The sequence below is a fragment of the uncultured Fibrobacter sp. genome (assembly GCF_900316465.1).
Lineage (GTDB): Bacteria > Fibrobacterota > Fibrobacteria > Fibrobacterales > Fibrobacteraceae > Fibrobacter.
The window spans coordinates 32,955-57,824 of record NZ_ONDD01000003.1; the positions used below are offsets into that span (position 1 = coordinate 32,955).

Below are 24,870 nucleotides of genomic sequence, written 5' to 3' on the forward strand. Positions count from 1 at the left end.
ATTTCGGCAATCGAAATCTGTTCGAGCGGGACTTCCTTCTTCTGAACAAGATACACCAACAAGTCCATCGGGCCATTGAACGCCCCGATGCGTACTTCGTATTCTTCCTGTTCTTCGACTTCGGTCATGCTTATCGGTTCTTAGTTAGATAGCTTATTCCACGGTCACGCTCTTGGCGAGGTTGCGCGGCTGGTCCACGTCGTTTCCGCGAAGTACGGCGATGTGGTAAGCAAGCAGCTGGAGCGGCACGCATGTCACGATCGGCATGAGCATCGGGATAGTCTTCGGAACCTTGATCAGGTGGTCGGCAATTTCGTCGAGCGGGTGGCAATCTTCGGTGGAGATGGCAATCACCTTACCGCCACGGGCCTTGATTTCGCGCACGTTGCTGATGACCTTGTCAAACAGGGCGTCCTTCGGGGCAATCACCACGACCGGCATATTTTCGTCGATCAAGGCAATGGGACCGTGCTTCATTTCTGCAGCGGGGTAGCCTTCGGCGTGAATATAGCTGATTTCCTTGAGCTTCAAAGCGCCTTCCATGGCGACCGGGTAGTTGAAGTGGCGGCCCAGGTACAAGAAGTTGTTTGCCTTCACGTACTTGTTGGCGATGCCTGCAATCTGGTCGGAAAGCTTGAGGGTCTGTTCCACAAGTTCCGGGAGTTCCTGCATGGCCTTCACGATGTCGGAGCCTGCTTCAAAAGAAAGTCTGCGCTGGCGGCCAAGCAAAAGGGCAATCATGGCAAGCACAGTCACCTGGCTCGTGAACGCCTTGGTCGATGCCACGCCGATTTCGGGGCCTGCGTGCAGGTAAACGCCGCCGTCGCTGGTGCGGGCGATGGTGGAACCCACGCCGTTACAAATGGCAAGAGCGGTGGCACCCTTCTGCTGGGCTTCCTTGAGGGCGGCAAGTGTATCGGCGGTTTCGCCGGACTGGCTAATGGCGAGAACGAGCGTACCCGGCTTGATAATCGGGTTACGGTAGCGGAATTCCGAAGCGTATTCCACTTCGACCGGGACGCCGGCCAAGTCTTCAATCATGTATTCGCCGACCATACCGGCATAGTAGCTGGTACCGCAGGCGGTAATGATGATACGGTTGATGTTGCGGAGTTCCTTGATGTTGGTGTCGAGGCCTGCAAGCTTGGCATTGCCTTCGGCGTACAGCAGGCGGCCGCGCATGGTGTTGCGGAGCACTTCGGGCTGTTCAAAAATTTCCTTGAGCATGAAGTGGGCAAAACCGCCCTTCGCAATGGCGTCGGCATCGAATTCCACGTCTTGCACTTCGTGCTGTACCGGCTGGCTGTGCGTGTTCAACAGGTTGTAGCCGTCTTCCTTGATTTCAACGATGTCGTTATCGTCGAGGTAAACGACCTTCTGCGTGTGCATGATGATTGCAGAAACGTCGGATGCCAAGTAGAATTCGTTCTGGCCGATACCCAGAATAAGCGGGCTACCGCGGCGGGCACCGATCATGGTGCCGGGTTCATCCTTGCAAATCACGGCAAGGCCAAAGGTGCCTTCAATCTTGGAAATGGCCTTGAGAACGGCTTCCTTGAGGTTGCCCTTGTAATAGCGGGCAATCAAGTGGGCGACAACTTCGGTGTCGGTTTCGGACTTGAATTCAACGCCTTCGGACTGGAGTTTCTTCTTCAAAATGGCATAGTTTTCGATAATGCCGTTATGGACAATCGAAATCTTGCCGTCAAAACTCTGGTGGGGGTGAGCGTTCTGTTCGGTCGGAGCGCCATGGGTGGCCCAACGGGTGTGGGCAATGCCGACATGGCCGTGGAGAGGCTTTGTCTTGAGCTTGTCTTCGAGGGCTGCAATCTTGCCGGAAGCACGGACCGTTTCAATATTTCCGTCTTCAATCAGGGCAACGCCCGAGCTGTCGTAGCCGCGGTATTCCAACTTTTTAAGACCGCCGACCAAGATAGGTAGAGCTTCGTTTTGGCCGATATATCCGACAATTCCGCACATATAATAAATATCCTTCTTTTGTTAACGAAACGCAATATACCAATTTCTTTTGGTAAAAATGGGTTACATATGGTCTTTTGCCGTAAGATTTTGTTATTTTTCGTTTGTCAAACATAAAAGAGGATAAAATGAACAAAAAACTCATTATTGCTGCGGGTGCTCTCGCATTTGCTCTGACTGGTTGTGATCAGCTGTGCCAGGGTCCCAAGACCAAGACTGCTTTGGTGACCGATAAGGATAAGTACAGCTATGCTCTCGGTGCCCATTTCGGTAACCAGGCTCGTTTCCAGTTGGTAACCCGCGACTCTATCGATCTCGACCTCGATCTCTTCATTCAGGCTTTCAAGGAACGCTATAACGAAGATTCTGCTCATTTCTTGATGAACGATTCCATCATCTTCCAGACCTTGACCGACCTTTCTCAGGCCCGTCAGGCTGAAAAGAACAAGAAGGACAGCCTCGCTGCCGAAGCCAACAAGGCTGCTAGCGAAGCATTCCTCGCCAAGAACAAGACTGCCGAAGGCGTCGTGACCACCGAATCTGGCCTCCAGTACAAGGTGATTACCGAAGGTACGGGTGCAACTCCGGCCGATGGCGACATCGTGAAGGTTCACTACACCGGTACGCTCCTCGACGGCACCAAGTTTGACAGCTCTGTCGACCGTGGCGAACCGCTTGAATTCCCGATCGGCGCCGTGATTCCGGGTTGGACCGAAATGCTCAAGCTCATGAAGGTGGGCGGCAAGGTTACCGCTTGGATCCCGAGCGACCTCGCATACGGTCCGCGTGGCCGTGGCCCGCAGATTCCGGGTAACAGCGCTCTCGTGTTCGAAATGGAATTGATCGATACTCATGCTGCTGATGCTCCGGCAACTGAAGCCCCGAAGGCCGAAGCTCCGAAGGCTGAAAAGAAGGCTGCTGTTAAGGCTGCCGCTCCGAAGGCTGAAAAGAAGGCCGAAGCTGCTAAGCCCGCTGCCGAAGCCCCGAAGGCTGAAGCTAAGCCTGCCGAAGCTGCCAAGCCCGCTGCTGCCGAAGCCCCGAAGGCCGAAGCTAAGCCTGCTGAAGCTGCAAAGCCGGCTGCTCCTGCTGCCGCACCTGCCGCTGCCCCGGCTGCCGCTCCTGCCGCCGCTCCGGCTGCACCTGCTGCAAAGTAATCGGTTCTGTCACCGTAATTTACGAAAGGTCCCCGCGATACTCGCGGGGCTTTTTGTCTATGTAAGCAATGTAGAACGCCTATTTTGGTCTGTATGGTTGCTTTTGGCGTGCTTCAAATTCCGCGTTTCTTATTCTATATTTGGCTCATTACCATTTTGAGGTTTTCGTGAAATTTATTTTGTCGATTGCGTTGTCTGCGTTTTTTGCATTTTCGCTACTTGGCTGTAACGAAGAAAAGAAAATTCAAGGTCTGAAAGATGAAGGCGACCGCCTACGCGCGCAAATCGATTCCCTCACGAATGAAATTGAACAGGCGCAATTGCAACCCGGCAACTGGATTGTGCATAATGATACCGTCCGTGCAGGCGATGGCCTTTTCCAGGTGCTTGTCCGCATGCAGATTAATGAAAAGGAACGCGGCAAGATTGTGCTTGCTCTTCAGGATAGTGCCGAACTTTCCAAACTTCGTGTGGGTCAGGTCTTTTACGCCGCCATCGACTCTTCGGGTAGTGTCCAGCGATTCCGTTATGCCCCGAATCCGGCGAACATTCACATGCTCAGCCGTACTGAAAATGGTTACGTCTATAGTTTGATTCAAAAGCCGGTAAAGCGCAGACAGTCCATTTTCGAAGGCGCGTTGACCGAAGGCAGCACCTTGAACGGCACGCTCTTCAAGGTTGGTATTCCCGGTCGCATGGTAGGCATTGTGAGTGGTGTGCTTCAGTGCAAGGTGGCTTTCCCGTTGGCTCGCGCTGGTGACAAGTTCCGCATTTTGCTCGAAGAAACTTTCTATCAGGATTCTATCTGGATTGATGGCCGAGTCGTTTATGCCGAATTCGATGGCCGCATTGTGGGCCACCACGAAGCCTTCCGTTACCAAGATCCGGACCCGAAAAGTTCCTTTAACGCCCACTATACCGAAAAGGGCGAAGCGCTCGTGTTCGACGGCCTGCGTTACCCGCTCGACCGCCTGCATATTACAAGCCCCTTTGGTAGCCGCATTCACCCCATTACGGGCCAGCGCAAAATGCATGCCGGCATTGACTACGGTAGCCCCACGGGCACGCCGGTTTACGCCGTCGCCGAAGGTGTTGTGACAGTTTCGGGCTTTGATCCGTACAGCGGCAACAAGATTGCCATTCGCCACCGCGACCGTTCCGAAAGTTGGTACATGCACCTTTCTGTTCGCGGCGTCAAGGTGGGTTCCAAGGTGGCTGCTCGCCAGTGCATTGGCCGCGTAGGTTCCACGGGCCGAAGCACCGGCCCGCACCTGCATCTGGGTTTCAAGAACGAAAAGGGCAAATGGATCAATCCGGCATCCAAGACCATGATTGCTGCCCCCAAGCTCGAAGGGCAGCGGCTTGCTCGCCTCAAGGAACAGGTGGCCGAGATCCGCAAACAAATAGAGGCGACTCTCGCCGCCCCTGCCGTAAAAGCAAACGACACCACCGATGTGATGGTGCGTATGCGTAGCTTGTAATTATTTCGCGATTTTATATCTCAGCTTCAGGTCTTTGGCTGTCGGAATTCTGCCAGAGGCTTCGTGCTCGTGTTCCTTAGAGAAGTGGTTGAGCTTTTGCGTGCCGTAACCTGCGGAACGAATGTATGTTGCTTCTTTGGCGATTTCCACGGCCTTGGCCATCTGTGCGTCCGGATCGTCGATTTCAAAGTCCGGCACAATTCCCAAGTCGTGGTAGCTTTCCCAGTTCTTGTCGAAACCTTGCAGTGCCGTCACTAGGGCGAGACCTTCTCCGACATCGGTCTGGATTACGAGTTGTCCGATTCCCTTTCCGTAGGTCAGCTGGCCCACGACCGGAACTTTGCGGTTTGCCGTCAGTGCCGAAAGCATGGTTTCGGCGCAGCTTGCAGAGCCCGTGTCAGCCATAAAGACATAGTAGCGGTTCTTGCCAATGCCGTCGTGTTCTGCGGTAACGGTAAGGGTGTCGAATATCTGGAAATACTTCATGCCTCGTCCATTGGCAATGGAATCGACCGTGGCTTCGATATCGATTACGACGGTGTCTCCTGCAGAAAGCAGTTCAGCGGCCATGTTGGCGCACTGTTCGGTTTCGCCACCGGGGTTGTCGCGCAAGTCGATAATCGTGGAGGTGGCGCCTTCGGTCTTTTTGAGAGCCGCCACGAATTCGCCATAGGAACCGCTGTCGCTAATCGAGGTTACGACAAATTCCTTAATCTGGATTACTGGAATGGAGTCTTGGTAAGTGAGCTTGACGGAGGGTTCGTTGAACTCGTCTACAGTCACGTTGAGGCTAATCGGTTCCGAGTTGCGCGTGACAACGATGTTGATGACATCGCCTTTGTTGCCGGTGCACATGTTTTCGAAATTGTTTGCCGAGGTAATGTTAAGGCCATCTACCTGGGTAACGATATCTCCGACCTTCAAGCCGGCTTTTTGTGCCGGAGAACCCGGATAAATTTCGGTTATAAGCAAGTAGCGAGATGCGGAATCTTGCACTTCTTCAACTTCGGCACCGATGCCTACGATAGATTCAGATTCCAAAATGCTGGAATAAATCTGGTCTGCGACAAGGGGGTCGAAATAACGGGTGAAGGGGTCTGCCATCTGGTTGTACATGTAGCATACGTCGTAATAGTCAACAGAACAGTAACCCTTGGTGCGGCTGTCTTGGCTTGTTCCCTTATTCAAGTAAACCTTGTAGTCGTCGGCCAGTTCGTTACGCATGTGGGCGTAAATGTAGAACAGGTCGAGCATTTCATAATTGAAATAAAGTTCGGCTTCGTATTCGTTATTGATGTGTTCCATTTCGGGGAACAAGTCGGCCGCAATGTCACGTTCGTCAGACGAACTGCTGGTGGTTTGCGAACAAGCCGAAAATAAAAATGGTATAGCGCCAAAAATGGCGAGTGTCTTTTTCAGGTCCATCTATTCTTCTCCTTCTATAATAGCGCCGCCCAAGTCCTTGTAACGGCGTAAAATCTGTGGCTCGTTTGCATCGGAATCGGTTGCACTCTTTTTAAAGGCTGTCTTTTGTGAGCCCGTTTTGCCGTATTTGCTTTCGAGTGCGTCAAAGCCGCATTGGAGCGATGCTTCGGAACAAGGGTAGTTGGGAATGATTCCCTTTTTGTGGTAGGAATTTCCTTTGGGCGTCAGGAACTCCAGATTCGTAATGAGCGAAAGTCCTCCGGCCATTGTCTTCCAAGTGCTTTGGCCGATTCCCTTGCCGTAGGAGACTGTTCCTGCGATGGGAATGTTTGCGCCTTCTTGGAGAGCTACCGCAAAGATTTCGGCACAGCTTGCGCTTCCGCCATTCACGAGTGCCACGAATTTCTTTTTTTCGCCTGCGTCGCCCGGCTTGGCAACTACAGTCACCTTGTTGTAAAGGGGGGTGCCGTCGCCTGCAAAGCTTCGCCAGGAGCGGGTTGAAATATTGCCCTTCTCCATGAACAAGTCTGCCATCGCGGTGCAATGGTTTACATGGCCGCCCGGGTTCCCTCGCAAGTCAATGAGCCGGGGAGCCGTCGAGTTCCTGGTCGATTCCAGGTAAGTCGTAAGTTCGCCAAGCGTACCGTTTTTCTTGTCAACCGTGTTCAGCTTGAATCCGGTAATGGTGATGATTTCGATTCCGTCCAAGGTGTCGACAAATACGGTCGGGGCATAAACGTCTTCTTTAATCAGTTCGTATGTGGCGGTGTCGCCCGCGTAACTAACCGTGATTGAAATTTCCTTGTTGTGCGTCAGGACCGAGTCGTAGATATTGAATGCGCGGTCGCCCGTAATTTCGACGCCGTTGACATTTAGAATGTTTCCGTAGCGGGGGATGCCTGCCCGTCCGGCAGGGCTTTCGGGATACACGCGATAAATGACGAGCGGATGCTCCATCTGATTAAACTGCGAATATTCCATGCCTACGTCGCCCGGTACAATACTTGTATTAATGTGCGAAATGGCGGCTTCGCTTTTTGACGGCGGAATGTAACGGGTATACGGATCGGATAACTTGTTGTATAGTTCGTTTACCGAATCGCCCTGTTCATCCAGCAGGGGCAGTTCGTCTTCAAACAAGTATGTCTTTTGCAAAAGCCAGTAGTTGTAGGTATATTCAGTCGGCGCCGGCGTAGAATCCACCGGCTCGAAAAAATCGCTACAGGCAGTGAGGAAGAAAAATAAAATGAGGAATGCGTGATGTATAATGCGTGATGAGCAACGGGCGTTTATCCCTGTTGTCATTTCACATTTCACATTACTCATTATTCATCCTCCCAACACTCTAATCACAGCCGACTTCTACAGTCTATGCTACTGATCGATGCTCAGGCCCTTCTTGTCCAAAAGCACGCGGGGGATTCCGCCTTCGAGCGGGTTTTCCACCACAGAAATGGTTTCGAGGCTTTCGCATTCGGCAAGGCTTTCAGGGAGGGTGGCGAGCTGGTTTGCGTCGAGCACCAGTTCCTTGAGCTTCTTCAGGTTCGAAAATTCCGAGGGAATGGCACCCAGGTTGTTGCCCGACACCATGAGGACTTCCAGGGATTCCAGGTGGCTCAGAGCTGCCGGAATGGAGGTCAGGTCGTTGTTGTCGAGGTAAAGTTTGCGGAGCTTTTTCAGCTTGCCGAGCGTAGCCGGTACTTCGGAAAGCATATTGTCATGAAGGGAGAGCTTGGTAACGTTTGTCCACTTGCCGACTTCGAGGGTCAGATCCAAAAGCTGGTTCTTGGCGATGTTCACCGTCTGGAGCTTTTTGAGATTGCCCACGGAATCCGGAAGTTCGGACAGGCTGTTGTAACCCAGGTACAGGTGTTCCAGGTTAGAAAGGTCGCCGATGGTTTCGGGGAGTTCCATTAAGTCGTTTTCGCTCACGGAGAGCTTTTTCAGTTTCTTGAGCTTGGAAATGTCGTCGGGGAGTTCCACGAGCATATTGCGGTCGAGGATGAGCTCTTCGAGGTCTTCCAATTCGAAAAGTTCCTGAGGAAGGATTCTCAGTTCTTTTTGGGAAAGGTCTAACGAGGTGGCTTTTTCGGCCTTGGCTTTATTAATGATATCTAGCAAATTCATGGGAACATCTCCTATAGTGTAAATCATAGCATTTTTGCCCCGAAAAGATGAATCTTTATTCAAAAAAAGTAAAAAAGTATGATTTTTACACAAATGTTCACTACAAATGGGGGTGCTTTTGAAAAAAAATGAAAAAAATGTATGTTTTTTATCCACAAAGCGGCATTTTGAAACTATTTTTAAGGTGCAAAATACGATATTAAGGGTAAGGTGCCGCATTTGCACCCGACTTTTGCTATTGTAAAGATAACAGAACTGAGGAAAAAATGGAACTAACCAAATCGCAGGAACGCCGTCTAGCATTTGTGGCTAGCCTCTTGAGTCTCAATCCGAACGATCCTACTGACAGAATTAAGGCACTCCGGCATCTAAACCTTGATGAAAACGGCTGCTTCCATGGTTTCCAATATTCCCAAGGCTTTATGGAATTCTTCATCTTCCTCGATGAAGACACTCCGCTCGAAAAGGTCGTTTCTCACCTGAATTCCGACCTCAAACAGCTCCAGATTGCCGTCTTCCGTACCAGCGACCCTCCTAATCCGTTCTTTATGTCGCTCCGCGAAGAAGCTGATCCTTGGGCTGTTAATAAGATTTCTGACGACGAAGAAGAGGAAGATTCCGATTCCCCGGCAAGTCGCCCCTACATGGAAACGCTCGAAATTACGGTGCTCCGTACTCGTGCGACCCGCGACATTACCGACTCCGAACTGGAACGTACCCTCAAGGACATGCGCCGCAAGCTCGGCATCTGGAAGAACGAAGTCAAGGCAAAGCTCGAAATTATTGCCGAACACGACGACTTGACCCGCGACTTCCGCAGCGCCGACGATAAGCTTGAAATCGTGATGGATTCCGATCCGCTCCACCTGACCTCCGATCACGGTGAATTGTTCCTCGGTTTCTGCCCGATTCGTACGATTTTTGACTACCACGTGAACTTGGGTAAGCGCCTCAAGACGAAGCACAATATGGCTATCGTCTCCAGTAACATCCGTACTTACCTCGGTAACCTCACTCACACGAATGCTGCTTTGATCGATGCCTTCCAGACCATGGAACGTAACGACGACCAGAACGTGAACGTGGATGACTTCCCGTTCCTGCACAACGGTATGACCCTTACCGGTGATGACCTGCGCCTCAAGGAACGCGATGGCAAGAAGGTGCTCTATATTGAACGCCCGAAGATTATTAACGGTGCCCAGTCTCTGTTCACCTACGAACAGTACGCCAAGAAGAGCAAGAAGCCGGTGAACCCGCAGGTGCTCGTGAAGGTGGTGGTGCCGTATCCTGGTGCTGACAACTTCCTGAACCAGGTGACCATGGCTAACAACCGTCAGAACCCGGTGTTCAGCTACCATCTGCGTGCTGCTGACGACCTGCAGTTCTTTATTTGGCAGCGTTACCAGGAAGAAGGCTTTACCTACGTTTATAAGGATGGCGTGCGCCTCAAGGCACGTACCCGTAAGCTCGAAGTGCGTATGCGCCCCGAACTTGCCAAGACCCTCTTCATGATGGATGGCAAGCTCAGCGAATGCCGCTCCAGCGACTGCATTTTCGATAAGGAAACCCTGTACCAGCGTTGCTTCGGCGCGTTCGTGCGTGTGTCTCCGGATAAGGAACGCGATTTCGTTCGCAAGACCATCGCCTTCACCAAGGCATGGCAGCTCCTTAGCCGCTTGCCGATCAAGATCCGTCGCGTGACCCCGGGTAAGGGCGTGTCTATCGAAGCTAACGACGATAACCCGCTGACCCGTATCACCTGGAACGGCCGTCTCGAAGACAAGTTTATCTTCCGTAGCGCCGTGAAGGACCTGGTAGTGGCCCTCGCCCTTAAGCATTGGCTCATTTACGGTGATCCGATTCAGGACTTCGAATGGCTGGTTGAAAACGAACTCAACTTCAACGATTCCATCCTCAAGTATGCTTCCAAGATTTACACTGAAGACTTGAAGGGAATCCTGATTTCTGAATTCAAGGATAATCCGGCTTACTACGATACCATCACCACGATCGACAAGGATTCCGGTGAATCCGTGGAACGTCGCCTGTGGAAGGGCTTTGCCAATACCGCAACTTACGACAAGATGATGGATCTTCTGTGCAAGAAGAACCGCACCTGGGAAAAGTGCCGCGGCGGTATCGAAGTATTCCTTTAATTGGCTTCTTAAAATCTTTGTAAGACTCCGTATTACACGGAGTCTTATTTTTTATGCGACCAAAGAAATATGAGAACTCCAAAAGGAAAAGTAAGTCTTTGGTCGCCCTTCGTCTCAACAATAAGCTAATGCTTATTGCTTCGACTCGGCAAAATGTAAGATGATGTACGACATTGTTTTTGCGTGAGAATTAGGTCTTAGAAAAAGTGCAAAAAGTCGTGACTGGATTAACACGATTTTGAACACTTGTCTGTATATAAAACACTTTGTTCTATTTGATTATATATTTGGGATAGTGAATCAATTAAGGAGGATTTCACTATGAGTTCTAAAAAGATTAACCTCAGAAAATCTCTTGCATTTGCAACTGTATCGACCTCCTTGGCGATGGTTGCGTGCGATTTTAGTGCCGATACAACCGTTCAGGCTTCGGACAGTCAGGTACCCGGCCCGTCGGCAGAATTGCCGGAAGGTGCTTTTTTCCAGGTGAATACGCTGGAAGATCTGCCGAACTGTACGCAGAGCCGTGAAGGCAAATCGGCCTACGTGAACATTAACAACTCTGTTTATCTCTGCTCCAATGAACGTTGGACTAAGGCAAACGTGAGCATTGATCCGATTGTTCCCCCGGAAGAAAGTTCTTCGAGCAGCGAAGAAATTTTCCCGGAAACATCAAGTAGCGGACTTGAGCCTCCTCCGCCACCTCAGCCGTTTACCACTTGCTTTACCCCTTGGTATGGTGCAAACGGTGATTACAGGATTGACACCGGCTTTGACGACGGCTCCGAAACTTCCGGTTATTGGTTCTCTTATAGCGATGACGCCGATGGCGGCATGTCGACCATTATTTGGCCAGTTGAACTCGGTAACGAGTATGACGCTGATGCCATTGACCCGGTTGTCGATTACTGCGGAGGCCTCTGCGGTACCTATTACTTGAATCGTGGTACCTTGAGCTATGATCCGTTCGTTGGTGTCGGTTTCCATTTGGCTGGCTTCGGTATTGAAAATGGTATGGCCTCGGTGGTCGATGCCTCTAGCATGGGCGGCATTCGCATTACCTATGTGTCCGATGCTGCTGCCGAACTGGAACTTGGCTTGGGCGAATATATGGATAGCATGCTCGGTTACGATCTCCCGACCGTAGCCCTCCCGAAGGCATCTTCCCCGGTCACGAAGGTGTTTACCTGGGCTGATTTCAAGCAGCACGGTTGGGGAAAGAACAAGATTACCGGCGAAGAAGCCGCAAGAACGCTTGCTGTGATCAAGTTCAAGATTCAGGGTAAGACCGGTTCGATCGGTTTCTTCAACATCATGGCTATTGGCCCCTATGATGAATCTTGTTCCATTTATGTTCCGCCGACCCCGCGTTCTTCTTCGAGCTTTGTCCCGCCGGAACCCAAGTCTTCTAGCAGCTACTATGTGCCGTATAATAGCTTTGAAACCTGGTTCGGCTATGAAGGTGTTTACAAGATTGAAACGGGTCTTGACGCCGGTGGAGAAGTTTCGGGTTACTGGTATGAATTCGGCGATGCTATTGATGGCGGTGAATCGAAGATCCTTTGGCCCGTTCCCAAGGGTAACGAATATGCCGATGACGCCATGGACCCGATTATTGATCATTGCGGTGGCGTTTGCGGAACCTACCAGCTTGAACAGGGCACAATGGTCTACAATCCGTTTGTCGGCATAGCCTTTGATATTGCTGGTCCGGTAGATTGGGATGGCCCTGCAATTGCGGCTGACGCATCTAGCATGGGTGGCGTGTGCATAGCCTACACCTCTGACGCTGCTGTGAGCCTCGAAATGGGTCTCTCCGATGATAAGGAAGCTGAACTCGGTTACGATATTCCGTATGCAGCGCTCCCGAAGGCAACTTCCGTTGTGGTGAAGGATATCCCGTGGAGCAACTTCAAACAGGCTGGCTGGGGCAATGGTAAGATTACCGGTGAAGAGGCTGCTACGATGCTGAAGAGCATCCGCTTCAAGATTCAGGGTAAGGATGGTTCTACGGGTAGCTTCAACGTGATATCCGTGGGTGCCTTGGGCGGTGGCTGCTCCGCTAGCTACGTCGCTACTCCTCCTGTCATTTGGATGGATAAAGGTGTGAAAAACTGGTAGTTTTTTAGGAGTTTCCTTACAGAAGCGGCTCCTGGTTGCATAAAGAATTTGCTTCCAGGAGCTTTTTTGTATATATTAATAAGTGCTGAGTGTAAACAGGAGGATTTCAAATGCGTGGGGATAAGCTTCTCAAAAAGGTGTTGCCTTTTACCGCTCTTTCGGCATCGCTTGCCATGGTGGCCTGCGATTTTGGTTCCAGTTCCAAGGAATCCCGAGATGACAATCCGGTGTTGCCGGAAAATTCAATTGGTGACGGTTCTAATCCCGCAGTAGTTGAAACGGCTGAGGACTTGCTGAACTGTACCGCAAGCCGCGAAGGCAATATGGCTAAGGTGCTGAGCGAAAACGCCTTCTACGAGTGCGAGAATGGACGTTGGAGCAAGGTGACTGTTCCTGAGACGACGCCGAAAGACACCTCGTCAAATGATATTTCATCGAGTAGCGATTCGTCAAGTGAAACTTCTCCGAGCGGAAATTCTTCGGCTGGCGAAACCCAGATGTCTAGTTCCTCGACGAATTCGGACGTCTCGTCTATAAGATCGCCGCATTGCTTTGAACCTTGGAATGGTAACGACGGCGTAATCCGTATCATCACAGGCTATGATAACGGTACCGAAACCTCTGGCTACTGGTACACTTATGGTGACGATCCCGATGGGGGAATGTCCGTAATTACATGGCCGGTTGAAATGGACCCTCCTTATTTTGATGACATTGATCCGGTTATTGATCATTGCGGTGGCGTTTGTGGAACATACATGCTCAGCAAGGGAACCCTGACGTATGACCCGTATGTCGGCTTGGGCTTTAACTTGGCAGGGGTCGATGACCCTCAGGGTAATGGGAACCCTGTGCCGGTCGATGCCTCGGCCATGGGTGGAATCATTGTGACCTATACCTCCGATATGCCAATCCGCCTTGAATTGGGACTTGGCGAAGCAAAAGACAAGGAGATTGGTTACGACAATCCGTCTGTTTGGCTTTCGAAAACTACTACTCCGAATTATGCTGCGTTTACGTGGGATAAGTTCAAGCAAAATGGCTGGGGTTCGGTGAAAATTACGGGTGAAGAGGCGTCTAAAATTCTAGTCGCATTTCATTTCGTAATCCAGGGCAAGGACGGCGCGACGGGCGAGTTCAATATTATGAGTGTAGAAGCTTACAATCGTGGGGATTGTGCTGCTTTTGTGCCTCCCGTCTTTTCGTCCAGTTCTAAAGCTATGAGCTCTAGCAGCAGTAAACCTGCTTCTAGTTCCAGCAGTAGCAATGGGGCGTCTGTTGTCGTTAAACCGCATAGCTATTTTGAAACCTGGAACGGTGCCGAAGGTGTCGAACAAATTATTACGGGTTTTGATACGGATATGCAAGATGGGGGCTATTGGTACGAATATAATGATTCCGAAGATGGCGGCAAGTCGTCTATTGCATGGCCGGTGACTCTGGGTAATGAATATGATGAAAAGTCATTTCAGCCGGTAGTCGATGTTTGCGCAGGTGTTTGCGGAACGGTCCAGCTGAACGCGGGTGACTTGGTATATGATCCGTACGTAGGTATTGGCTTTGACTTGGTCGGTCATGATGCAAATGGAAACCTTGTTTTGGCTGATGCCTCCGGCATGGGTGGCATATGCGTTGCATATTATTCGAATTTGCCGATTACGGTTGAAATGAGTCTTGGCGAGGAAAAAGACAAGGAACTTGGGTACGATATTCCGGTTGTCAAAATCCCCAAATCGTCTGCGTACGTTGTAAAGGAAATTCCCTGGAGTAAATTCCAACGGTCCGGTTGGGGAAGCGGCGAGAATGTTACGGGGGACGAGGCTGCCAAGACGCTCGGCTCGCTCAGGTTCAAATTCCAGGGTAAGGATGGCGTTCTGGCTGACTTTAACATCGTATCGGTTGGCCCCTATCTTAATGGCAGCTGTAGCGTGATGCCGTTGCCTGTACTTCCTTAACGGCAAAGCGACTTCCTACAAACTACTTGCATCTTACTTATTTAAACAAAAATATACAAATGGCGTTGACTATCTCGGCGCCATTTTCTAATTTTGGCTACGAAAATCTTACAAGTACAGGAGTTCTTTACATTATGTGGAACGAAAAGTATATCGCCAAGCTGGATAACTACCTGGCCCAGGCCCAGGCAGCTGGTGGCGCTGCTCGTGTTGATAAGCAGCACCAGTCCGGAAAGTGCACTGCCCGCGAACGCATGGAAATGCTGTTCGACGAAGGTACGTTTGTTGAAGTCGGTGCACTCCGCAAGTCAAGCAACCGCGTGCTCAAGGAAAGCAAGGTCGTCTTGGGTGACGGCGTCGTGACCGGTTACGGCAAGGTGAATGGCCGTCTGGTGTTTGCCTCTTCTCAGGACTTTACAGTGGGTGGCGGCTCCTTGGGCCAATGCCACGCCGAAAAGATTTGCCGCGTGATGGACATGGCTGTGGAAGCCGGTGCTCCGTTTGTCGCCATGAACGATAGTGGTGGAGCCCGTATTGACGAAGGCGTGTTCTCGCTCGCTGGTTATAGCGCCATTATGGCCCGCAACGTTTGGGCTTCTGGCGTGATTCCGCAGATTGCCGTGATCATGGGCCCCTGCGCTGGTGGCGCCTGCTATTCTCCGGCTCTCAGCGACTTCATTTTCATGACTCAGAACACGAGCCAGATGTTCCTTACGGGTCCGGCTGTCGTCAAACAGGTGATGGGTGAAAACATCACCGCCGCTGAACTCGGTGGTGCTCCGGTGCACATGGCAAAGTCCGGTGTGGCACACTTCATGTACGAAGACGACAAGAAGTGCCTCGAAGGTGTTCGCAAGCTGCTCAGCTACTTGCCGCAGAGCAACCGCAAGGAATCTGCCGAATGCAACTGCAAGATTGCCGAAGCCGCCAAGAACGATGAAGGCTTCTTCAAGAAGCTGTTCTCCAAGTCCGAATCGAACGAAGTTGCCGCTTCCTTCGACAACAGCGCTTCTATCCAGGATATCGTTCCGGATAACTACAAGCAGGCTTACGATGTAAAGTCCGTGATTGCCGCCTTTGCCGATGCTGACAGCTTCTTTGAAGTGCAGAGCGACTGGGGCAAGAACGTGGTGATCGGTTTTGCTCGCCTGAACGGTGAAGCCATTGGTATCGTGGCTAACCAGCCCAAGGTGCTCGCCGGTTCCTTGGACGTGGACGGTTCCGACAAGGCTGGCCGCTTTGTCCGCTTCTGCGACGCGTTCAACATTCCGCTCTTGGCTCTCGCTGACGTTCCGGGTTACATGCCGGGTTCCAAGCAGGAATACTCGGGCATTATCCGCCATGGTGCAAAGCTTCTTTACGCCTTTGCCGAAGCTACCGTGCCGAAGGTGACGCTCATTCTGCGTAAGGCTTTCGGTGGTGCTTACATTGCCATGAACAGCAAGGACGTGGGTGCCGACTACGTGTTCGCCCTCCCGATTGCCCAGGTGGCTGTGATGGGTGCCGAAGGTGCAGTGGAAATCATCAACAAGAAGGAAATCGCAGCAGCTCCGGATCCGGTGGCAGCTCGCGCCCAGTGCATCGCCAAGTACGAAGAAGAACTGATGAACCCCTACGTTGCCGCCTCCATGGGCGTGGTCGACGAAGTGATTCACCCGGCCGATGTTCGCAAGCGCCTGATTACCGCTTTCGATGCCTTGAAGACCAAGGAACAGAAGCGTCATTGGAAGAAGCACGCGAACATCCCGCTGTAGTTTTATAACCTACGGTGACAAACAAATTAACTTTTGTGAAAACGGCTCGCTCTGCGGGCCGTTTTTTGCTTATGTAGCGAAAGGAAAACCGTCCAAATCGTTGAAAAATTGCTAATTTCGCACAAATTGCGGGAAAAACCCATATTATAGGTGGTTTTGCGGTATGCAAATTCAGTATTTTATGGGGCACCTGTATAGAAGTATATTGTGTTTTTTGAAGGTCTAAAACGCTTGTGGCCGGTGGCGACTGTCGCCCTTGCCGTAGGAATCGCCTGGTCCCAGAGCGATTCTGTTTCGGTTGTGTCTGCAAGCGAAGCCGAAACGTCTGAACCAGACCCGGCAGAGACCGAATGGCAGCCGACTTACCAGTACATATCGCTTCCGCCGTCTGTAACGCCTTTGAACGGCTTGTTGCCGTTTGGTGGCATTGGGTCTTCGCCTACGCTCATGAGTACGAGTAAAGGGCAGGTCTTTAGCCACGATATCGATGTGTCGACCCGTGAAATGGATGTGAGCGAAAAGCGTGTGAACTCCGTTTCTCGCGATACCACCACATTGTGGACTGCACATTACCCTGAACTTGCGGACTACGTGTCGGACATGTACAGCATTGGGCAGAAGAGCCTTTGGCTGAACGACTTGGTCGGTAAGAGCAACGATGGTTACGAGACTCCCGAGACCGGTTCGGTGTTCGACATTACGATTCCGGTGACGATGCCTGCGTGGATGCGCGACTTTGGCTTGGACAAGCCGAAGCTGATGCTCCAGGGTACCATGGACATTCGCTTGAAGGGTTACGGCGAAAAGGACGATGCCGAAGGTAGCACGAACACGAGCCTGTGGCCGAGCCCGACTTTGAACTACACGCCGAACTTCATGGTGAAGGGCAAAATCGGTCCTTATATCACGGTTGAAATCAACAACGTGGAAGAAGGCCTCGGTGCACGTAATCAGGTGCGCGTGGTTTACGAAGAATCTTACAAGGATGAATTTGAAGACTACATTCTGCAGCGCGTAGAAGCCGGTACCACGAACCTCGCTTTGACCGGTACGGAACTTACGGGTTACTCCGAGAACCACCAGGGGCTGTTCGGTATCAAGGCTGACTGGAAGTTGGGTGACTGGCGCCTTACGACGATTGCTTCGCAGGATGGTGGCGACCAGGAAGAATACAGCCTTAAGGCTAGCGAATCGACGACGGAATTCCAGATTCTTGATAAAGGCTTTGTCGCTTACCGCTACTACTTCTTGAACAACGAGGCTAGGAACACCTATATCAAGGAAGTTTCGCTTTCGGGCAGAAAGACTTCGACCTACAAGGCGACTAGCTTGAAGCTTTATAAGCGCAGTGCGACGAATTCCAAGGAAGTCATCGACAATGTGTACGTCAGGTACGTGACGCCGAACGGAAAGACTGTCGTCAAGAAAGTGGAACGCTTGGCCGAAATCAAGAACACCAACAACGACGTGTTCTCTTACGATGAAAAAACGGGCGTGCTCAAGATCAATGGCGTGAACCGCAATACCTTGCTTGCTGCTAGCTGGGCTGAAGACCGCAATGGCAAGACGGCTGTGAAAGAAGGCGATACGATTGCACTTGTCCAGTGGGATGCAACTCTTTCGGAACTCGTGGACATCGACAAGTTGATGTTGCGTAACGTGTATTCGATCGGTATTTCGGATGCAAGTTCTTCGAGCTTTGTGCTGCGCATGAAAAACAAGTCGGGCATTTCAGGTGACTTCCTCAAGAAACTGGGCTTGGTGGATACCACGACGGGAACCCCCTTGGTGAACGACGCTACAATCTTTAAGAAAGACGCTGCCGGTAACTACACGGGCGAAATGTGGCTGCCTTGTAAATCGAGAGATGACGCTGTTTATGCTGGAAAATCCAACAAAGATGAACTGGCTCGCCAGAACTGCTTGGAGCCGTTGCGTAACCTGGATTCTTCCGCAGCAATGGCTCAGCTCTATACGTTGCCGGTCTACAACCTTTCTCGTTATACGAACCGATTCTACTTTGAATCGGTGGGTAAGCGCCGCAGCTCGACTTTGAGCGTTCGCGACCCGAGTTCCAGCTATTCTGTGAGCGGTAGTTCCTGTATGGATATTTCGCCGGGAACCGAAAAGGTGACGGCAGGCTCTACGACACTTATTCGCGGTACCGACTACGAAGTCAACTACGAACTCGGCCAGATTGAACTTTTGAGCGAACGCGCCCTCGACCCGAACAAGGAAATCAAGGTTAGCTACGAATGCGAACCTCTGTTCGAAATAGACAATAAGCTGTTGCTTGGTGCTCGTGCAGAACTCCCGCTTGACTTGTATGGCATGGGTGCAGGTTCTGTGTTCGGCATTACCGCTTTGTACAAGAGCCAGAGTACGACGGCCAAGACTCCGACGCTTGGCAACGAACCGTATTCCAGCGTGCTGTGGGGTATGAACCTCCGCTTGCAGGATACTGTGCCTGCCCTCACGGAACTGGTGAACTTGATTCCGGGCATTAACACGACTGCTCAGTCCAGTTGGCGTTACGAAGCTGAATTTGCCGCTAGCCGCCACAATGCGAACACGAGTGATGATCAGGCCGCCTTGGTTGAAGATTTTGAATCGACCACATCTGGCCTTACGTATCCGCTGTCTAGACTTTCATGGTACCATGCATCGCCTCCGGGCGGTATCGAATCGAATGCTTCTACCTATATCAAGAGCCAGGACTACCGTCACCAAGGTGAATTCATTTGGCACAGCAACAATACGGAACTGTACAAGAATATTTATCCGGCGGTGGGTAACTCCGATGTCGATAACCAGCACTTGACCGTGCTCAAGATGACCCTCAGGGCTAACGATAATCTGTCGGGTAATTCCTGGGGTGGTATCATGCGCCCGAACAGCAGCTATTACCAAGACTTGAGCGACATGAGGTATATCGAAGTCGTGGCGCGCGGTAATGTGGGTTCCATTTACCTTGACCTTGGTTTGATCAGTGAAGACCTTTCGATTAACGGTGATGCGCCGAACGGATACTACGATGGTGAAAACGACCTGGGTACAACAACGGCTTTGCATGACAAGGGTCTTGATAACAGGACCGGTTCCGAAGAAGAGCGCATTGAATGGATTTGCCAAGGCGAAGAATGTAAGATCAAGCAGCGTCACAATACGACGAATACGGATGCTTCTACAACCGATATCGCCCGCGATAACTATGACGACGATTTGGACGATGAAAGCGATCCGCCGGTAAATATTAACGGTACCGAAAAGAACTCGGGTGAACGTACCTACGATACCGAAGATATTAACAAGAACGGTTCTTTGGATAAAGACATTAGCTTTGTCCGTTACCGCATCGACTTGTCCGACACGACGGCTCAACTTGAAAAGCTGAAAAACGGCTGGCGCAAGTGGCGCATTTACCTGGACCAGTACGATACCATTGTTTCGCAGACGGGTAGCGATTACCGGACGATTCTTTCGGAAGCCCAGTACAGCAGACTTTGGCTGGGTAAACTGAATAACGGTGTGGCCGAAGCCAAGGTGCAGATTGTGCAACTTGCCGTGGTCGGTAACGCTTGGGAAGAACGTACGGTCGCTGACTTCTATAAGACCACTTCGTCGGAACATTCGCAGATTGCCGAAGTGAACGGTCTCGAAATGAAGGTGAGCGAAAATGTCGCCTCGAGGGACAATACCTACATCAGCGTTTCGACCATCAACAACCGCGAAGATTCGAACAAGTATCACAAGTCGCCCAATACGCGTACCGAACGCGATTCCGATTCTAACGCTCCGCTCAAGGAAACGGCCCTCGTGCTGGATTACCACGATATGAGCCCGGGCCAGGAAGTGGGCGTGACCCGTATTTTTGAAACGGACGTGAAGGATCTTTCTAGCTACCGTTCTCTCAAGATGGAAATCCATTATGCCGATAGCTCGGGATCTGAAAATGTACCGGTTCGCTTTGCAATCCAGTTCGGTGAAGGTTCGCTTGAAGGTTCGAACGATTACTACGAATGGAGTTTCCGCCCGGTCAACTATAACTGCAACAAGGGCAAGGAACGCGAACAGGATTGCCATGAACGCAACTGGCTTGACAACGCCTTTGCCATGGACTTGGTCGACTTTACAAACTTGAAACGTGGCCGCCGTCCGCCTTACATGAATGCGGTCGAAAAAGATCTGGGTGGCGAACGCGAAGAAAAGTTGCGCTTGGTGGGTAATCCCTCGATTACCAGCATTGACTGGATGCGCTTTGTGATTATTGCCGATTCCAATGCTTCGGCAGAAGATATTAAGGGTACGTTCTGGATTGATGACTTGCGCCTTTCGGATATGGATACCGAATGGGGCTATGCCGCCCGTACGAGCGGTCAGGTCAACTTTGCTGACTTTATTTCGCTTTCAGGCGCAATCCGTTACCAGGATGGTAACTTTGCAACGCTTTCGACGTCGAATGGTTCGCCCAAGCCCAAGGCTTCTGTCGCAGCCTCCCAGCTCGATGTAGCGGGCGACTTCACCATGAACTTGAACAAGTTCTTGAATGACAGCTCCGGCTTCCATATTCCGCTTTCTTTGGGTTACCATAGTTCTACCAAGCGCCCCTACATGAAGCCGACTGACGACATGATTCTTGAACGCAGCAGCTTTGTGGACTTGACGGGCGACATGTTCCAGAACAAGCTGGAAGTCGGTTCGAACAAGGAAGAACAGAAATTGCGTGACGAAGCGGAGTCGAAGGGCTATCAGTCTTACGTTCGCGAAAAGTCGTTCGGCATTAGCTACCGTAAGGATTATCACGCTCACGATACCAAACTCGGTGAAGTGATGTCGCAGATCTTCTTGGATCGTCCGGCAATCAGCTATTCTTACAATGAATCCGAAGGCAAGGCGACGACCTCGGCAGACTCGAGCTATTCTTACCACACGGTGCTTGAATATAAGTTGGGTACGTTCAGCATGTTCAAGTTCAGACCACTTGAAGGCTTGTCCAAGTACGAATGGCTTAAGCCTTTGTCCAAGTCGGAATTTGAACCGTGGCCGCAGACTTTCGACCTTACTGTGTTTGACTTGAGCTACATCCGCTATGTGAACCAGAGCCGCGATCCGGATTTTGTGGAACCGCAAGTCGACAAGATTGTGACTTACACGACGGAACTGAATCACAAGTTGAATATGCGTTGGAACATTTTCTCGTTCCTTACCACAAGCTATTCCTTGAACATCAAGCGTGATATGTACGGTGGCGGTGACCGCGAAGCATTCGTGAAGAAGAACTTCTTTACCTCGCGTGACGGTGGCCTGTTTGCTAACGAATACATCTTTGACTACGACCATACCGATAAGCGCGTGTATATTTCGGGCGATAGTGTGGTCGCTATTCCTTACGATACGATCCCGAAGGTTGCCGAAAACGGTGACACGCTCGCTATTGACATGCAGAATCCGGATTCCTACGAAATCCGCTACGATTCGACCACGTTCTACAAGGTGGATAGCGTTGGAAGCAAGACGTATGGTAAGTCTTACGGTATTCTGCGTAACGAACGTTCTCGTTCTCAGCAGTTCAAGATTGGCTTTAACCCGAGACTGATTCCGTTCTTGCCGTTTAGCACGAACTTCAGTTCTGACTTTAACCAGCAAAAGACGATACCCGACGACTTTGACTTTATGGACGAAACGTCGATCGAGAAAAACTACTGGACGATTTCGCAGACGAACCGCTTTGAATTTGCTCCGTCTTTGAAGGTGCTTGAATTGGCACGTGCATTCGGTAAAGAAAATCCGGTGGCAACTGCCTTCGACAAGGTCAAGTGGCGTGAAGTCCGCTTTAACTGGACTGCAAGTACCAACACGGTGGGTGAAAACTTTACTTTGGCCCAGTTGTACGAAGACCAGGGCGTGACTCCGCTGCAGTATTACCTGTATGGGCTTGGCCTTGGTAATGGCTATCGCAATCGCGGATTCTATAACATTGTCACTGGTGATATGGGACTTGACCATCGCGACGATTACCAGCGCTTTGCCCAGTACAGAAACCGCCATGTCGATACGCTTGTGTATCAAGGCAACTTTAGACATTCCGTGTCTCGTCAGTTCCAGATTGGTTCTGGTATTACGCTCCCGATTTGGGATATCGGCGTGACGGGCGATTTGCAGTGGAAGGAAGACTTCTCGCAGGCTCGTGAATACCCGATGTATATCGATACCACGACGGTATGGCCGAAGATCGGTATCGGTATTACGGTCCCGAACTTCGCGCAGCGAGTTTCGTTCTTGAACAGCTTCCGCAGCGTGTCGACGTTCCATCGCTTCGATTACTCTTACACGACTACGGTTCACCCGTTCCAGAGTGCTGAAGATTCCTGGTCGCACAGCATTAACTTCAACCCGCTTATCCGTATTACGTTCTTGCTGCAGAACAACATGCGCATCGAAAACAGCGTGCGTATGAAGATTGAAGATACGGATAGACGCCCGAAGGAAGAAGTCATTGGCGTTACGAGCTGGCCGGATTCTACGGCACATGGCCGCGATACTTCGGACTACTTCTGGGATATTCCGTGGATTCATACATCGCTGTATAACGACTTCATGTTCAACATTGGCGATGACTTTACCATCACGTACCCGCTGAAGCTTGACAAGGCTGTGAAGTTCTTCAAGTGGTTCTTCAAGTTCAAGAATTCCATTGACCTCAAGTTCACTGCCGGTTACGACTACAAGAAGACGATCCGTAAGGAATACGATCCGGTCGATGGTTACGACAAGTGGAACAAGGATAGTGGCACGGATGGAGTGTTCAAACAGTGGCACTTTGAAAACCCCTTGTATGACGATAGACCCGATAGGGTTTATAACCCGAAGCTGGAACTGACTGACAGAACGGTGCCGTCTCGTACGCATGAATGGTTTGTTCGCCCGAGTGCTGGTTACCAGTTCAACAAGATTGCGTCGATGAGCAGTTACATTGAATACCGCCAGATTCACGAAAAGCTGGATGACGAAACTCCGCACTTGCGCCAGATTCTGCAATTTGAAATTGCACTCATGCTGAGGTTTGATTAGTGACTAGAGTCGCTGTCGGGATGAGCGGGGGAGTGGATTCGTCGGTGGCGGCGCTCTTGCTCTTGGAACAGGGTTACGACGTTTTCGGAGTAACGCTCCGCGTGCTGCCGCCTCTGGCGAATAATGGTGCGAATCCCTATGATCCCGAAAAAGACGAAAGTGTTCTGCGCGCCCGCGCGGTCGCGAAAAAGCTTGGTATAGAGCATTATGTGGCCGTGTGTGACGACGCATTCACGGAACGCGTGCTTAAACGCTGTCACGGGGATTTTGCGGGGGCGCGTACCCCGAATCCTTGCTGCTATTGCAATCGCTACATCAAGTTCGGCTGGATGCTTGACTTTGCATTGGAGCACGGCGCAGACTTCCTGTCGACGGGGCACTATGTGAACGTGAAGGAGGTCGGTGGCGTGCGCAGGCTTTTCAAGGGACGCGATGCCGCGAAGGACCAGAGTTACTTCTTGTTCGGTGTGCCTGATTCCGCCATGGCGCGCGTAATGACCCCGCTCGGGGGCATGGAAAAGCCCGAGGTTCGCGCGATGGCGGCAAAGCATGGCTTTGAAAATGCGAGCGCCAGCGACAGCCAGGATATTTGCTTTGACATTTACGGCGACGACTATACCGCCTTTTTGCAGGAACGTTTTGGCGCGATGACACGCCCGGGTCGCTTTGTTGATGAAAGTGGCAAGGTGTGGAATACGCATGACGGCTTTCACAAGTACACGGTGGGGCAACGCAAGGGCCTTGGCGTTGCGCTGGGCGTTCCTGCATTCGTGCAAAGCGTGAATCCGGAAACGGGCGATATTCTGGTGACCGCCGACAAGTCGGCCGTCTCAGCAAGCGAAGTTCGCATCGAAAACTGTGTGTGGCACGGCGTGAACCCTGCAACGGGTAACGCTTATGCTGCAGGCGATACTTTTGAATGCTTAGGCATGGTGCGTTACCGCCAACGCCCGACCCGTTGCATGGTCAAGATTCTAGAAGACGGCTGCGCACTCGCCAGTTTTGAACAATCCCAATTTGCAGTCACCCCTGGCCAGTGCGCCGTATTCTACGACGGCGATATGGTGATTGGCGGCGGCTGGATTGTACGTTAGTTTTTTTTGCAGGTGTGGACATTCTTTGTGATGAATGTCAACACCTTGAAATTAAAAATATCCATTTAAGGTCTTATTTGTATATCTTTAGGTGGAGCGCCCGAAAAAAGGGTGTTTGAGGAGTATTATGAAAAAATTTGGTTTTGTGGCTCTAAGTGGAGCTCTTTTGTTGGGTGGTGCGGCTTTCGCTGCACCGGGACTTACCGTGAGTGGCACGGATCTTATGTACAACGGCAAGAAGATTTTCTTCTCGGGTACGAACCTCGCCTGGAGTGACTACAACTCCGACGTGGGCGATTCCCCCCTGAACGAAAACGCTTGGCGCAAGGCTGTCGAAGGCACGCGCGCTGCGGGTGGTAACGCCATTCGCTGGTGGCTCTTCAACAACATGAGCCAAAGTCCCGAAATCGATCAGAGCACTCATCTGGTTTCGGGCCTCAAGGCAAATACCATCGCCAACATGAAAAAGGCCTTGGACATTGCCGAAGAATACGGCGTGATGGTTTCGATGTGCCTTTTCAGTCACAACTTGATGGAACCGAATCAGTG

At 51.2% G+C, this 24,870-nt stretch carries 11 protein-coding genes and 2 pseudogenes; 9 read left to right on the forward strand and 4 right to left on the reverse strand.

What is annotated here, in order from left to right; all coding sequences use genetic code 11:
• Positions 1–153: 153 nt before the first annotated feature.
• Positions 154–1,980, reverse strand: coding sequence for a glutamine--fructose-6-phosphate transaminase (isomerizing) (gene glmS / locus QZN53_RS01735; protein WP_163437032.1), 1,827 nt, complete (start codon positions 1,978–1,980; stop codon positions 154–156).
• Positions 1,981–2,108: 128 nt separating this feature from the next.
• Between glmS and QZN53_RS01740 the strand changes: the two are divergent.
• Positions 2,109–2,828 (forward strand): annotated as a pseudogene (locus QZN53_RS01740) (FKBP-type peptidyl-prolyl cis-trans isomerase); the annotation flags it as partial.
• A gap of 473 nt (positions 2,829–3,301) precedes the next feature.
• The gene (locus QZN53_RS01745; protein WP_294651125.1) at positions 3,302–4,615 is read left to right on the forward strand and encodes a M23 family metallopeptidase; all 1,314 of its coding nucleotides are present in this window, start codon (positions 3,302–3,304) and stop codon (positions 4,613–4,615) included.
• Here QZN53_RS01745 and QZN53_RS01750 read toward each other — a convergent pair whose 3' ends face one another.
• The 3 genes from QZN53_RS01750 to QZN53_RS01760 form a co-directional block, all read right to left on the reverse strand.
• The gene (locus QZN53_RS01750) at positions 4,616–6,040 is read right to left on the reverse strand and encodes a S41 family peptidase (protein ID WP_163437035.1); all 1,425 of its coding nucleotides are present in this window, start codon (positions 6,038–6,040) and stop codon (positions 4,616–4,618) included.
• Positions 6,041–7,243: a S41 family peptidase gene (locus QZN53_RS01755; protein ID WP_163437037.1), complete on the reverse strand. Its 1,203-nt coding sequence runs from the start codon at positions 7,241–7,243 to the stop codon at positions 6,041–6,043.
• Between the two features lie 171 nt (positions 7,244–7,414).
• Positions 7,415–8,167 (reverse strand): leucine-rich repeat domain-containing protein, encoded by a 753-nt coding sequence (locus tag QZN53_RS01760; protein ID WP_163437039.1) that lies wholly within the window; start codon positions 8,165–8,167, stop codon positions 7,415–7,417.
• A gap of 266 nt (positions 8,168–8,433) precedes the next feature.
• On the opposite strand from QZN53_RS01760, the gene QZN53_RS01765 reads away from it, so the two are divergent.
• The 7 genes and pseudogenes from QZN53_RS01765 to QZN53_RS01795 all read left to right on the forward strand — a co-directional run.
• The gene (locus QZN53_RS01765) at positions 8,434–10,326 is read left to right on the forward strand and encodes an AIPR family protein (protein ID WP_073318608.1); all 1,893 of its coding nucleotides are present in this window, start codon (positions 8,434–8,436) and stop codon (positions 10,324–10,326) included.
• Positions 10,327–10,647: 321 nt separating this feature from the next.
• Entirely contained in the window at positions 10,648–12,447 is a 1,800-nt protein-coding gene (locus QZN53_RS01770) for a hypothetical protein (protein WP_163437040.1), read from the forward strand.
• Between the two features lie 110 nt (positions 12,448–12,557).
• Positions 12,558–14,402 (forward strand): hypothetical protein, encoded by a 1,845-nt coding sequence (locus tag QZN53_RS01775; RefSeq protein ID WP_163437042.1) that lies wholly within the window; start codon positions 12,558–12,560, stop codon positions 14,400–14,402.
• Between the two features lie 134 nt (positions 14,403–14,536).
• Entirely contained in the window at positions 14,537–16,156 is a 1,620-nt protein-coding gene (locus QZN53_RS01780; protein WP_163437043.1) for an acyl-CoA carboxylase subunit beta, read from the forward strand.
• A gap of 207 nt (positions 16,157–16,363) precedes the next feature.
• Positions 16,364–23,227 carry a cell surface protein SprA gene (sprA, locus tag QZN53_RS01785; RefSeq protein WP_294651136.1) on the forward strand — a complete coding sequence of 2,288 codons (6,864 nt, stop codon included), beginning with the start codon at positions 16,364–16,366 and terminating at the stop codon, positions 23,225–23,227.
• Positions 23,227–24,321 carry a tRNA 2-thiouridine(34) synthase MnmA gene (gene mnmA / locus QZN53_RS01790; protein WP_294651139.1) on the forward strand — a complete coding sequence of 365 codons (1,095 nt, stop codon included), beginning with the start codon at positions 23,227–23,229 and terminating at the stop codon, positions 24,319–24,321. Before sprA ends, mnmA begins: the two co-directional genes overlap by 1 nt.
• Positions 24,322–24,448: 127 nt before the next feature.
• A pseudogene (locus QZN53_RS01795) lies at positions 24,449–24,870 on the forward strand (hypothetical protein); the annotation flags it as partial.